Source organism: Actinomyces vulturis, assembly GCF_001687305.1.
GTDB lineage: Bacteria > Actinomycetota > Actinomycetes > Actinomycetales > Actinomycetaceae > Actinomyces > Actinomyces vulturis.
In genome coordinates this window covers 292991-306142 of sequence record NZ_LZRK01000004.1, presented here as the reverse complement: position 1 = coordinate 306142, position 13152 = coordinate 292991, and the positions used below count along the sequence as shown (strand labels likewise).

The window sequence follows — 13152 nt, the reverse complement described above, 5'->3', positions numbered from 1 at the left end:
CGGTGCTGTGCAAAGTTGCCAGCACCTGGCAGTTTTGCGCAGCTTCTTTTCTTGAGGAGTTTTCTTATGACTGCCACTCGAACTATGGCCCCTGTCGCTCAGCAGACCGTTACCAACCATGACGTACGTCCAACCCAGGGGTGCGATGATGCTGATCTGATGACTTTTGCTGTGGCCATGTCATCTATCGCCATCGTGGTATTCGCTCTTGCTGTGGTGGGCCTAATTGTTCAGATTCCCGCCATCGTGATTATCGCTGGATTCGCTACTGCGCTTGCATCGTTGAGTGGCTTGTTCACCGTGATGAATCTTTGCCATCGCTGACCTCGACTTATGAGGTGGGGCCGCGCATGACATTTATGACGTCGGATATCCTGGCAATGCTGTGGGAACTGCTTTCCAATCTAGTGCCCGCGTAGCGGCATAGATTGCACTGTCCACGGCGTTGGCTCGGCATATTTCATCGCTGGCCCCTAAAATGCCGACTTCTGCTTCGACAATCGGCAGCCAAGATGATTGTCCCCATGTCTCCCACGAGGCATCAGCGACTGGCAATTCATAGGCAGCTAAGCGCTCATCAACATTGCTCAGTTCGCTCCACTTTGTCACGATTCTTAGCGCCACATTGGCGCCTTCAAGGGCCTGCAAACGTACGTCGTCGCTACTTTTGGCGGCAAGAGTTTCGAGAATATAGCGGCACCGGTCATACTGGGCGAACAGCGCTGCATAATCATGTTCAAGGCTGCCTTTGAGCGTATTCGTAGAATCGTTGACCAATGCAACAGGACTCGGCAGGGTGGGTGCCTTAATGTCACGTAGATCAGTTCCTGCTTCGTCTGAGATAGAAGACGGTGTCTCAACTGATGGTGGTGCAGCAGAATCCTGAGAAGTGGCTGCTGAAGCAAGATCGCTGGGGTTGGCTGATACTGATCCATCTGGACTTGCGGCGTCAGACCGCATCAGAGGGCTGACAGATCTCGTCAAAACGGAAGCACTCGGCAACTCGCTGAAGCGCGGTGCCGTGAGTATGTTGGCGGGATTGAACCAATTAGCCACCCATGCCCAACTCACAGCAAGTGACCCGTAGAGACGCGCAGTGTTCGCGTTAGGGGCAGTCATGCATGCCGCACGCGCCTGTAACGCGCCGTCAACTAACTCGGACATCAAGGTTTCGACATTCGTTGTGGATTGCGCCGTAGGCTCCGGATCTACCGTGGGGTATCCCGACGGTGCGCCGCTTGGCCACGGGTCCCACACCCCTCCCAGCGCCTGGAGTTGCGTCGATGTATGCCCCTTGAGACTCCTAGCAATCTCAGCGATCCGAGTATCGGAGGAACTGGCAACAATCGATGCCATTGACGAAATTAACGTCGTACGGCGAGCTAGTGAATCACGAATTAATTCGTCATCGCTACGCTTTGGCAAAGACGCGCGAGACCCCGACCCTAAACGAATCTCACATCCGCCGAGTATCAATGCGCCAGTAATCGCACTAAAAAATAGAGCAGATCGGCGCGAAATCATGGCTGAAGCAGGGGAGTGGTTAAGGCCTGCTAGGTCTGATGAATGCGCACCAGTGGCGGGGCGGGAGGGGCTCTCAGAGAACTTCACATCCCCGATCTTGCCATGACAGGTAGAATAAAAGTGCTAATACCTGTGCGAAGGGAACAACTCCATGGCAGATACGCTGTCCACCACTCTTACTGACCTCCTTGCCCCCGTTGTTGAAGAATCAGGACTTTTCCTTGAATCCGTCACCGTTGCTAAGGCTGGTCGTCACAGTGCTGTGCGCGTGACCGTGGACCTTCCCTCAGGAACCGGTTCAGTTGACCTCGACAGCATCGGAGAAGTCTCCCGTGCCATCTCTAAAGTTCTTGATGAGGCTGACCCGATCTCTGGTCAGTACAACCTTGAAGTTTCCAGCCCTGGGATCCCGCGTGACCTGACCACCCCGCGTCATTTCGGACGGGCAGTCACTCATCCCGTCCACATCAAGACTTCCGAGGACACCCTCGTCGGCATTATCACCGCCGCTGATGAGGAGACCATCACCATCGATGTGGATGGAATCGGGCATACCGTCGCTCTGACTGATATTGCCCGAGCCCGCCAAATTATCGATACCTCAGCGATGTAACACCGTTATTGGAGTCTCGAACCAATAATCCACGCTGGTCGCCAGCCCCCTAGACATTCACCGCCACAGCGGAACCGATAGCGTCACGATACGCACACAGGAGAAGACGTTCATGGATATCAATATGTTGGAACTGCGCACCGCCGCAGAAGACCTTGCCATCGACCTTGACAACCTCATCCCTGCTATTGAGGATGCCATCCTCGTCGCCTACTCCAAAGTCCCCGGAGCTATTCGTGGCGCCTACGTTCAGATTGACCGCAAAACCGGTCATATGAGCGTTCTAGCTCCTGAACGTGATGACAATGACCAGCCCACCGGCGAATACTTCGATGACACGCCCTCGGATTTCGGACGCATTGCCCAGGCCACTGCGCGTTCTGTAATCGTCCAGCGTATTCAGGACCGTAAGGACATGGAAATCCTTGGAGCCTACAAGGACAAGGCTGGCGAACTCATCACTGGCACTGTCGAACAGGGGCGAGACCCCCGCATGCTCTACGTACGACTCGATGAGGAGCACGAAGGTTTTATGCCTCCTCATGAGCAGGTTCCAGGTGAGCATTACCGCCACGGTGATCGCATCCGTGCATACGTCACCGAAGTCACCCGCGGTCCTAAGGGAGCGCAAATCATCCTGTCCCGTACTCACCCGGGACTGGTGCGTCAACTCTTCGAACGTGAAGTTCCTGAAATTGTGTCCGGTGATGTAGAAATCGTTGCCCTTGTCCGTGAAGCAGGTCATCGCACCAAGATGGCTGTGCGTGCCAAGGATCCCAACCTCAACGCCAAGGGTGCTTGCATTGGCCCCATGGGTCAGCGTGTTCGTGCAGTCATGGCTGAACTTGGCGGCGAAAAGATCGACATTGTTGACTACTCTGATGATCCTGCACGTTTTGTGGCCAACGCCTTGTCTCCGGCTCGCGTTGCTGATGTGACCGTCATTGATGCTACACAGCAGGTTGCCCGCGTTATCGTTCCTGATTTCCAACTCTCTCTAGCAATCGGTAAAGAAGGCCAGAACGCCCGTCTTGCTGCCCGCCTTACTGGCTGGAAAATTGACATTCATGCTGACTCTGAGGTCGGAGAAATCATGCCCGGACGTGGTTCTCAGGCTGATGACGTGAGCGGTCCCTCACCTTTGGCACAGTAAGAGTGAGCACTCAGGGCGTTACACTAGGACATGGAGCAGATTGCTCTGTGGCAGGTGGCTACGCGCCGTCTTCTCTTGAGGAATTTGACGGATGTCACCACCTCGACCGCCATGTTCCTGAGCGAACATGCGTGGGATGCCGCGGGAAGGCTCCCCGCCACCGGCTCGTCCGCGTGGTGGTTTCCACTGACAATGGACTGACGGTTGATTCCACAGCCACTGCCCCGGGGCGTGGCGCATGGATTCACCCCGATGAGAACTGTCTGAACCAAGCAATCAAAAAACGTGCATTCGCACGTGCCCTGCGAATTGATGGACCCTGTGATGGGGAAACAATTCGTGCGCAAGTGGTGTGCCTAGCGCGCCACGGATGAGATACACACTCCCGTGTATGTCTGACCACCGAGATGGAAAGCGGGTAGAGAGCCGATGGGCACCCGATGAGTACCCAGCGATGAGCTGCCAGCAACATTAGCGCCTGCCCTGTTCTGGGGTGGGCAACCCGAACAGGAGAAAAGTGGCAAAACCACGCGTTCATGAGCTCGCCAAAGAGCTCGATCCCACAGGCAAGAAAATCACCAGCAAAGTGATTCTTACCTGGCTCAAGGAAGAAGGAGAGTTCGTCAAAGCGGCTTCTTCAGCAGTTGAGCCCCCCGTTGCACGACGAGTGCGCGACCATTTCGCAGCGCAGTCTGCAAGTATCAAAGAATCATCTGGTGACAGCACCCCCAAGAAGGCTCCTGCAAAGAAGCCTTCTAGCGTTGAATCTACCCCCGCGGTACCCAAACCGGGTGCTAAACCTGCTGTTAAGACTACAGTCCATGACAAGCCCGCTAAGCCTGCCGATAAGGCTGCGCCTCAAGAGGAAACTCCTAAGCCTGCCGCTTCACGTGCTAAGAAGGCTAGCGTGCCCTCCCCGGCTGTCCTAGCCAAGGGTGCTCCAGTTTTCCAGGAAGCACAGGAATCTGCTGAGGCTGTGACTCCCAAGGCTGACAAGCCAGCGAAGGCTGCGCCTTCCAAGGGTGAAGTTTCTGCTTCCCCCAAGTCCCCTGTTCCCACCCCTGCGGCATCTGCAGTTGCTGGTGCAAAACCTGCGGCAGCGCCTAAGCCTGGCGCACCCCGTCCTGCAGGTGGACGCGCTGGCGCTCCTCGCCCCGGCAACAACCCCTTCGCAACTCAGCAGGGAATGCCTCGACCCGCTGGCGGCCGTGGTGAAGGTAAGGGGCGTGCCCCTCGTGGTGGTCAGGGTGGACAAGGCGGTGCTCCTCGCCCCGGTAACAACCCCTTTGCAACTCAGCAGGGAATGCCCCGTCCTGGCGGTGGCCGTGGCGGTGCATCCGCTAATGGTGGTCCTCGCCCCCAGGGCGGCAATGCAGGTCCCCCAGGGCGGCAATGCAGGTCCTCGCCCCCAGGGCGGCAACGGTGGTCCTCGCCCCCAGGGTGGTAACGGCGGCCCCCGTCCTGCCGGTCCTCGCTCTGGTGGTGGCCCTCGTCCTGGCGCGCCTCGCCCCAACCCCGGCATGATGCCCACCTCCACTTCGGTGGGGCGTCCTGGCTCACGTAACGGTGGCGGACGCGGTAACGGTGGCGGTCGTGGCGGACGTCCCGGTGGTGGCAATGGCGGAGGCCAGCGTCCCGGTGGTTTCGGAGGAGGCCCTCGTGGCGGCCGTGGTGGACGCGGCGCTACTCAGGGTGCATTCGGCCGCGGTGGCGGTGCTCCTCGCGGACGCAAGTCAAAGCGCGCAAAGCGTCAAGAATTCGAACAACAGAGTGCGCCTACTGTAGGCGGCGTGGTTGTACCTCGCGGTGACGGCGATACCATCGTCAAAATCCGTCAGGGCGCCTCTCTGGCTGACTTCGCAGAGCGCATTAACGCCAACCCCGCAGCATTGGTAACCGTACTCTTCCACTTGGGGGAGATGGCAACCGCTACCCAGTCTCTGGATGAGGACACCTTCCAGTTGCTCGGTGCGGAACTGGGCTACAACGTTCAGATCGTGTCCCCTGAAGATGAAGACCGCGAACTGCTCGAAAGTTTCGATATTGATCTCGAAGCTGAAGAGGCAAACGACGATGATGAGGACCTGATTCCTCGTCCTCCTGTTGTCACCGTCATGGGTCACGTTGACCACGGTAAGACCAAACTGCTTGACGCCATCCGCTCCACCGATGTGGTGGACACCGAAGCTGGTGGCATCACTCAGAACATCGGTGCCTACCAGGTTCACGTTGAACACAATGGTGAAGATCGTGCCATTACCTTCATCGATACCCCCGGTCACGAAGCGTTCACCGCTATGCGTGCCCGCGGTGCTCGCGTCACCGACATCGCCATCCTCGTGGTGGCCGCCGATGATGGCGTGATGCCCCAAACCATTGAAGCACTCAACCATGCCCAGAGCGCTGGTGTGCCCGTGGTGGTAGCTGTCAACAAGATCGATAAGGAAGGAGCTAACCCGGAGAAGATCCGTGGTCAGCTCACCGAATACGGCTTGGTCCCCGAAGAATATGGTGGTGACACCATGTTTGTTGATATTTCTGCTAAACAGCGCAAGAACATTGACGAACTGCTCGAAGCCATCCTTCTTCAGGCAGACGCCGCACTCGATCTTCGTGCCAATCCCAACACTGATGCACGTGGCGTGGCTATCGAAGCCAAACTTGACCGCGGTCGCGGTGCAGTCTCCACTGTCCTGGTTGAACGCGGCACTCTGCGTGTGGGTGATTCCATCGTCGCAGGCACCGCCTACGGTCGCGTTCGTGCCATGTTCGACGAACACGGCAACACTCTCGATGCTGCAGGACCCGCTCGCCCAGCGCTAGTCCTTGGTCTAACCAGTGTCCCCAGTGCAGGTGACTCTCTGCTCGTGGCTCCCGATGACCGTACTGCACGTCAGATCGCTGACAAGCGTGAAGCAGCAGAACGTGCCGCCCTCCTGGCCAAGCGCCGCAAGCGCGTCAGCCTGGAGAACCTCACCGACGTCCTCAAGGAAGGAAAGGTTGACACCCTCAACCTCATCCTCAAGGGTGACGCTTCCGGTGCAGTGGAAGCCCTCGAAGACTCCCTGCTCAAGATCGACGTGGGCGAAGAGGTCGCTCTGCGTGTCATCCACCGTGGCGTGGGTGCCATTACTCAGAACGACGTCAACCTCGCAACCGTCGACAACGCCATTATCATCGGTTTCAACGTCCGCCCCGCAGAACGTGTGGCAGAACTGGCCGATCGCGAAGGCGTGGAACTGAAGTTCTACTCCGTCATCTACAACGCCATCGAAGATGTGGAAGCAGCCATGAAGGGCATGCTCAAACCCATCTACGAAGAGGTCGAGCTTGGTACCGCGGAAATCCGTCAGGTCTTCCGCTCCTCCAAGTTCGGATCGATTGCAGGTTCTATTGTTCGCAGCGGCACCATCAAGCGTGGAACTAAGGCTCGCCTTGTCCGCGACGGTGTGGTTGTCAACGGTGATCTGTCCATCGAGACCCTGCGTCGTGAGAAAGATGACGTCACCGAGGTTCGTGAAGGCTACGAATGCGGTATCAACCTTGGCTTCAAGGAAATCGCCGAAGGCGACATCATTGAAACCTGGGAAATGCGCGAAAAGGCCCGCGATTAATCTCAAGCCTCAACAGTGCTGGGGCCGGTGCCGTATGGCGCCGGCCCCAGTGCCATTCACATTGGTAAGCCCATATAGGTCCAGACCGGTAGAGTGTGCCCTAGGAATGGTGGCGCACCGGGCACGCAGATACACGTTTATTAGCCGCCGCGCTAAAGCACAACACTGAGGAGAAGTGATGGCTGATCAAGCCCGCGCACGTAAAGTAGCTGACCGAATTCATGAAACCGTAGCCCGCCTGCTTGAAGGCCGTATTAAAGACCCCCGCCTGGGATTCGTCACTGTCACTGATGTTCGTGTCACCGGTGATCTTCAGCAGGCCACCGTGTTCTACACCGTGCTGGGTGATGAGAAAGCACGCCGCAACTCTGCCGCAGCTCTGCGCAGCGCCAATGGCTTAATTCGCTCAGAGGTAGGTAAGGCCCTGGGTATTCGCCTCACCCCGTCTCTCACTTTCGTTCCCGACGCGCTTCCCGAAGCAGCAAAAACTCTTGATGATGCATTAGCTATCGCCCGTGCCAAGGATGAGAAAATCGCCCGTCTGGCCGCTCAGGCTACGCCTGTCGCGGGGGAAGATCCGTATCGTCGCCGTGACGATGAGGTCATCACCCCGGACAGTGCTGACAGCCCCTGGAGCGCAGAGAGCGCTGATGACTTTAGCGCCGACTCTCCCATGAGTGCAGACTCTGCTGATGACGCTGAGGATGCACCTTCTGCTCTCAGCGCCGAGTGACCTTTTCATCAGTAAGCGAATTACTTATGACCTTCACGCCACAAACTCCCATTTCTGATTCTCGTTTTCCAGTAGGGAAGATGAAAGACAGAGGTGAGGGGCGGCGTCGTGGTATTGACGCGCCTCGTTCACAGGTGACTGCAGCAGACGGCATTCTCCTGATTGATAAAGACCAAGGAGTGACGAGCCATGATGTGGTGGCGGCTATCCGCCGCCTTGCTGCTACCAGAAAAGTCGGTCACGCAGGCACCCTTGACCCTATGGCCACAGGCTTGTTGACCATCGGAATCGGCTCAGCTACGCGCCTGCTGACCTACCTGGTGGGTGCGGATAAAACCTATGAGGCCACTATTCGTCTAGGGCAAACCACGTCAACAGAAGATGCTGACGGGGATATCACTAGCCACGATGGGGTTCGCCTAGATTCGGGTTTTCTCCTTGCTCTTGAGTCTGCGATGGCGGACCTGACCGGCCCACAAGCGCAGATTCCCAGTGCGGTGAGTGCGATTAAGGTTGATGGAGTACGCGCTTATGATCGTGTTCGTCACGGTGAGGATGTTCAATTAGAAGCTCGTGATATCACGGTCTATGCTTTTGATCGTCTCGATCATCCACTGGCAGATATCGCCGAGGATGGAACAGCGGTAGTGGATTGCCAGGTGCGCGTGCGGTGCTCCTCTGGAACCTATATTCGTGCACTCGCCCGCGACTTGGGCAAGGCGATGGGATGTGGTGCACACCTGACAGCACTGCGCCGTACGCACGTGGGTGCGATGGACGTGGGTGAGGCTCACAGTATTGCCTCTCTCAATGATGATGTCCGTAGTCAGGAGGGTGAGGATTGCCCTAAACCCATCACAACCATCCCGATGGGACAGGTTGCTCAAGCAGTGTGCCAGTGCGTGATGCTCAGTGATAGTGATGTGCGGGCACTTCGATACGGCCAGTTTCTCGATCGTTCTATTCTCGATAACGCCGTGTCTCCACCTACCGCCTCGCATCTGACTGACGCATGGGCAGGGCTCGATAGCCACGGCAACCTTGTTGCTATGCTGGTGCGACGTGGCCGTCACGTCCGCCCGGTTTGTGTGTTTCCTACATCGTAAATTGCTCGCTCTGCGTTGTTTTTCACTGAGCGATGATCGTTAAAGCACGAATTAATCTTGGTAGTTACTACGGTGCCTGCGTAGGATGAGGGGAGTTACCTATTCTTTTGTGTGCTTCTCATAAGCATGCGCCATGATCGATGAAGGTGTGTATGTCTTCTCTTACTTCCTCAGCAGACTTTCCTCAAACCCCTGAGGTGCCTGCCAATGCTAACGAAGAACTCGCTGAGCAGGGTGTAGTTCCGGGGAAACGAGGAAACCTTCTAGGGCTGCGTGCTCGCCTCAGTGACCGTACTCCACGCCCCACTGGTGGCGGTTGTGGATGTGGCGGGAACTGCGGCTGTGGTTCGCGTAAGGGCGCATGATGCAGGTTTGGTATTCCCTTGAGGATTTTCCCGCCGAACTCGCCGATCGCGGCACCGTGGTGTGCCTTGGTATCTTCGATGGCGTTCACCGCGGTCATCAAGCCGTTTTCGAACGCGCCCAAGCATTAGCGCAGGAACTTGATGTTCCTTGCCTAGCTCTGACTTTCGACCCGCATCCGGTTCAGGTTCACCGTCCTGAGCAATGCCTGGAGCTTATCACTTCTCTGGCTGATCGTTTGGAATACCTTGAGCAAACCGGTCTTGACGGTGTCATGGTCATCAACTACAGCCTTGAATTTGCAGATCAGTCTCCTCGCGAATTTGTGGAAAACTACCTCCATCATGGCATGGGTGCTCGCGGAATCGTGGTGGGTGCCGACGTACGTTTTGGTCGTGCTAATACGGGGGACCGTCACGCCTTGGAAGAACTCGGTAAGGAACTGGGCATCGCCATCGCTATTGTCGACGACGTACTTGATAGTCACGGCAAGCGCTTTAGTTCCACGCGTGTCCGTGAGGCTCTTGCACGTGGTGATGTGCGCGCCGCTGCCCAAGTTCTTGGTCGCTCCCATCGACTGCGCGGCCCAGTAATTCGTGGACTTCAGCGTGGTCGCCAACTGGGCTACCCTACCGCCAACCTTGCTGCTGCCGGCTCAGGAGTAGTTCCTCCCGACGGCGTGTACGCGGGCTGGCTCGTACGCTCCAGTGATGATGGTTCCACCTATCGTCTGCCAGCTGCCATTTCTGTTGGCACTAACCCCACCTTTGATGACGTTCCTGAACGAACCGTTGAAGCTCATGTTCTTGGCCGTGCAGATCTTAATTTGTATGGTGAAAATGTGGGCGTGGAGTTCGTGGAGTTCCTACGTCCCATGTTGGCATTCGACGGAATTGAACCTCTGTTAGTGGAGATGCGCCGTGATTGTGTGAGAGCGGCGTCGATTTTGGGTGTGCCTGAACCTGATCCGATTGATCCGAACTCTGTCACCGCCATGTGAACCCCACTCAGGTACGTGGGCACTGTCATAGTTTCCCGGTGTAGGGGCATTGGCGTATGCCTGATAACCTAGAACTTGCCGTGAAAGCCGGCCACGGATGTTCCAAGCCGTGAGGAAAAGCCTCACGCGCTCCGTGCAACAACACACTCAAGGAGAGCACGTGTCAGTTACCGCTGAGAAGAAGCAACAGCTCATTGCCGAGTACGCCACCCATGAGGGTGACACGGGCTCGCCCGAGGTTCAGATCGCCATTCTTACCGAGCGTATCTCTAACCTCACTGAACACTTCAAGTCCCACACGCACGATCACCACTCACGTCGCGGCCTTTACCTCCTCATTGGTAAGCGTCGCCGCCTTCTGGATTACCTCAAGGCTGAGGACATCGAGCGTTACCGTACTTTGATCGCCCGCCTCGGCATTCGCCGCTGAGGTTCCGCCGGCTCGCCCCCAGTGCAACTGGGTGCGGGCCGGTTTTCGGGTCAGGCACCAAGTGATCGCGTGCCAGACTCGTGATTTCATCCCGCGCCCGCCCGGTCTTCGGTAGTGGCCTCCGGAACTGATCTGCTCATGAACACCGTTCGAAATGAGAAGTGATCGAGAAGAATCCGTGGGCCTCGATCGATGGCCGCGTGGCGCCAGACATCAACAGAAAGAATCACCGAATGTTCATTGACGATCCAGAAGTCACCGCCGCAGAAGCCATCATCGATAACGGTGCATTTGGCAAGCGCGTGGTGCGTTTCGAAACCGGACGTCTGGCCAAGCAGGCCGCAGGTAGTGCAATGGCCTACCTCGATGGCGAAACCGCCATTCTCTCCGCCACCACCGTTGGCAAGCACCCCAAGGACCAGTTCGACTTCTTCCCTCTCACTGTCGATGTTGAAGAACGTCAGTACGCCGCAGGTAAGATTCCTGGCTCCTTCTTCCGTCGCGAAGGCCGCGCAGGCACCGAAGCTATTCTCGCTTGCCGCCTGATTGATCGCCCCTTGCGTCCCTCCTTTGTTAAGGGCCTGCGCAACGAGGTTCAGGTCGTTGAGACTGTTGTCGCCATCCACCCCGATGACGCCTACGACGTACTTGCCATCAACGCAGCCTCCATGTCCACTCAGATCGCGGGCCTGCCCTTCTCCGGTCCCGTCGGCGGAACCCGCGTTGCTCTCATCGACGGCACCTGGGTGAGTTTCCCCCGTTACTCCGAACTCCAGCGCGCAACCTTCCAGATGGTTGTAGCCGGCCGCGTGCTTGAAGACGGCGACGTCGCCATCATGATGGTTGAAGCAGGCGCCACCGAAAACGCATGGGACCTCATCGAAGCCGGCGCAGTTGCCCCCACTGAGTCCACTGTTGCTGAAGGCCTCGAAGCGGCTAAGCCCGCCATTAAGGCTCTGTGTGAGGCTCAAATGGAAGTTGCTAAGCACGCTTCCAAGCCCACCGCAGAGTTCCCCCTCTACCTTGACTACACCGACGAACAGTTCGAGGACGTTAAGGCAGCAGCTACTGAGAAGAACCTCGCCGCCGCTATCACCATCGAAGGCAAGCAGGAACGCGACCTGGCCACCGATGCTGTGCGTGATGAGGTCATCGAGGCCCTCTCCGAGAAGTACCCCGAGGAAGAGGATGTCAAGGCACTCAAGGCTGCCTTCAAGTCCGTGACCAAGGAACTCGTCCGCAACCGTGTGCTCACCGAAGGCATCCGTATGGATGGCCGCGGCACCAAGGACATCCGTACCCTGGCCGCTGAGGTTGAAGTTCTTCCTCGCGTTCACGGCTCAGCCATCTTCGAGCGTGGCGAAACTCAGATTATGGGCGTGACCACCCTCAACATGCTCCGCATGGAACAGCAATTGGATAACCTCTCTCCGGTTAACTCCAAGCGTTACATGCATCAGTACAACTTCCCGCCCTTCTCCACCGGTGAAACCGGTCGTGTGGGCGCACCCAAGCGTCGCGAAATCGGTCACGGTGCATTGGCCGAACGTGCTCTGGTTCCCGTGCTTCCTAGCCGCGACGAGTTCCCCTACGCCATCCGCCAGGTCTCCGAAGCACTCGGCTCTAACGGCTCTACCTCCATGGGGTCCGTGTGTGCCTCCACTCTGAGCCTGCTCAACGCCGGTGTGCCCCTGCGTGCCCCCGTTGCCGGTATCGCTATGGGCCTGATGCACGATGACCAGAATGGTGAGACCCGCTGGGCCACTCTCACCGATATCCTCGGTGCAGAAGACGCCTTCGGCGACATGGACTTTAAGGTCGCTGGTACTCGTGAATTCATCACCGCCCTCCAGCTCGACACCAAACTCGACGGTCTGCCCTCAGATGTCCTGGTTGGTGCATTGGGCCAGGCACGCGATGCACGCCTCTACATCCTTGACGTGATGAACGAGGCCATCAGTGAACCCGATGAAATGGCACCCACCGCACCTCGCGTTCTAACCGTCCACATTCCCGTGGACAAGATCGGTGAAGTCATTGGCCCCAAGGGCAAGATGATCAACCAGATCCAGGAAGACACCGGCGCAGACCTTACCATTGAGGACGACGGCACTGTCTATATTGGCGCTACCGACGGCCCTTCCGCAGAGGCCGCACGCGAAGCAGTTAACGCTATCGCCAACCCACAGATGCCCGAAATCGGTGAACGTTTCGTTGGCACGGTTGTTAAGACCACCACCTTTGGTGCATTCGTATCCCTCACCCCAGGCAAGGATGGTCTGCTGCACATCAGCCAGATCCGTCGCCTCGTGGGGGGCAAGCGTGTCGAGAACGTTGATGACGTTCTTACCGTGGGTGACAAGGTTCAGGTTGAACTGGCTGAAATTGACCCCCGTGGCAAGCTTAGCCTCCATGCTGTGCTCACTGACGAACAACTCGCAGCTGAGCAGGAAGCAGAAGCACAGCGCAAGGAAAGCCGTTCTGAGCGTGGTGAGCGTGGCGATCGTTCCGAGCGCCGCGAACGCCGTGAGCGCAACGAGGGTGACGGCGAACGTCGCGAGCGTCGCCCCCGTCGTCGCCGCACCCGTTCCGTAGAGGGCAACTGATTCTCATTGC

General features: G+C 57.4%; 11 protein-coding genes and 1 pseudogene. 11 read left to right on the top strand and 1 reads right to left on the bottom strand.

From position 1 onward, the window contains the following. The first annotated feature begins 66 nt into the window (after window positions 1–66). Entirely contained in the window at window positions 67–324 is a 258-nt protein-coding gene (locus A9753_RS08110; RefSeq protein ID WP_067782980.1) for a hypothetical protein, read from the top strand. Window positions 325–357: 33 nt separating this feature from the next. Here A9753_RS08110 and A9753_RS09660 read toward each other — a convergent pair whose 3' ends face one another. Then, window positions 358–1611 (bottom strand): hypothetical protein, encoded by a 1254-nt coding sequence (locus A9753_RS09660; RefSeq protein ID WP_141673367.1) that lies wholly within the window; start codon window positions 1609–1611, stop codon window positions 358–360. 64 nt (window positions 1612–1675) lie between these two features. On the opposite strand from A9753_RS09660, the gene A9753_RS08100 reads away from it, so the two are divergent. The 10 genes and pseudogenes from A9753_RS08100 to A9753_RS08055 all read left to right on the top strand — a co-directional run bounded on the left by A9753_RS08100 (window position 1676) and on the right by A9753_RS08055 (window position 13142). Further along, window positions 1676–2137 (top strand): ribosome maturation factor RimP, encoded by a 462-nt coding sequence (locus tag A9753_RS08100; RefSeq protein ID WP_067782973.1) that lies wholly within the window; start codon window positions 1676–1678, stop codon window positions 2135–2137. A gap of 112 nt (window positions 2138–2249) precedes the next feature. After that, the gene (nusA, locus tag A9753_RS08095) at window positions 2250–3290 is read left to right on the top strand and encodes a transcription termination factor NusA (RefSeq protein WP_067782970.1); all 1041 of its coding nucleotides are present in this window, start codon (window positions 2250–2252) and stop codon (window positions 3288–3290) included. Window positions 3291–3292: 2 nt separating this feature from the next. Beyond that, window positions 3293–3664, top strand: a complete 372-nt coding sequence (locus A9753_RS08090) for a YlxR family protein (protein ID WP_245637417.1) — start codon at window positions 3293–3295, stop codon at window positions 3662–3664. 533 nt (window positions 3665–4197) lie between these two features. Next, window positions 4198–6904, top strand: a pseudogene (infB, locus tag A9753_RS08085) (translation initiation factor IF-2). 178 nt (window positions 6905–7082) lie between these two features. Further along, complete coding sequence (rbfA, locus tag A9753_RS08080; RefSeq protein WP_067782967.1) at window positions 7083–7637, top strand: 30S ribosome-binding factor RbfA; 555 nt, start codon at window positions 7083–7085, stop codon at window positions 7635–7637. 80 nt (window positions 7638–7717) lie between these two features. Next, window positions 7718–8743 (top strand): tRNA pseudouridine(55) synthase TruB, encoded by a 1026-nt coding sequence (truB, locus tag A9753_RS08075; protein ID WP_067783397.1) that lies wholly within the window; start codon window positions 7718–7720, stop codon window positions 8741–8743. A 152-nt stretch (window positions 8744–8895) separates the two neighbouring features. Further along, window positions 8896–9108, top strand: a complete 213-nt coding sequence (locus A9753_RS08070; RefSeq protein ID WP_067782964.1) for a hypothetical protein — start codon at window positions 8896–8898, stop codon at window positions 9106–9108. Continuing rightward, window positions 9108–10106, top strand: a complete 999-nt coding sequence (locus A9753_RS08065; protein ID WP_067782961.1) for a bifunctional riboflavin kinase/FAD synthetase — start codon at window positions 9108–9110, stop codon at window positions 10104–10106. Before A9753_RS08070 ends, A9753_RS08065 begins: the two co-directional genes overlap by 1 nt. 160 nt (window positions 10107–10266) lie before the next feature. After that, the gene (gene rpsO / locus A9753_RS08060) at window positions 10267–10536 is read left to right on the top strand and encodes a 30S ribosomal protein S15 (protein ID WP_067782958.1); all 270 of its coding nucleotides are present in this window, start codon (window positions 10267–10269) and stop codon (window positions 10534–10536) included. Between the two features lie 233 nt (window positions 10537–10769). Next, window positions 10770–13142, top strand: coding sequence for a polyribonucleotide nucleotidyltransferase (locus A9753_RS08055; RefSeq protein WP_067782955.1), 2373 nt, complete (start codon window positions 10770–10772; stop codon window positions 13140–13142). The last annotated feature ends 10 nt before the right edge of the window (window positions 13143–13152 follow it).

Excerpts from the sequence above, each read along its gene's own strand:
- A9753_RS08110 (WP_067782980.1), top strand. The coding sequence starts at position 67 with ATGACTGCCACTCGAACTATGGCCCCTGTCGCTCAGCAGACCGTTACC.
- A9753_RS08100 (WP_067782973.1), top strand. The coding sequence starts at position 1,676 with ATGGCAGATACGCTGTCCACCACTCTTACTGACCTCCTTGCCCCCGTT.
- A9753_RS08070 (WP_067782964.1), top strand. The coding sequence starts at position 8,896 with ATGTCTTCTCTTACTTCCTCAGCAGACTTTCCTCAAACCCCTGAGGTG.
- rbfA (WP_067782967.1), top strand. The coding sequence starts at position 7,083 with ATGGCTGATCAAGCCCGCGCACGTAAAGTAGCTGACCGAATTCATGAA.
- truB (WP_067783397.1), top strand. The coding sequence starts at position 7,718 with ATGAAAGACAGAGGTGAGGGGCGGCGTCGTGGTATTGACGCGCCTCGT.
- A9753_RS08065 (WP_067782961.1), top strand. The coding sequence starts at position 9,108 with ATGCAGGTTTGGTATTCCCTTGAGGATTTTCCCGCCGAACTCGCCGAT.
- nusA (WP_067782970.1), top strand. The coding sequence starts at position 2,250 with ATGGATATCAATATGTTGGAACTGCGCACCGCCGCAGAAGACCTTGCC.
- A9753_RS08055 (WP_067782955.1), top strand. The coding sequence starts at position 10,770 with ATGTTCATTGACGATCCAGAAGTCACCGCCGCAGAAGCCATCATCGAT.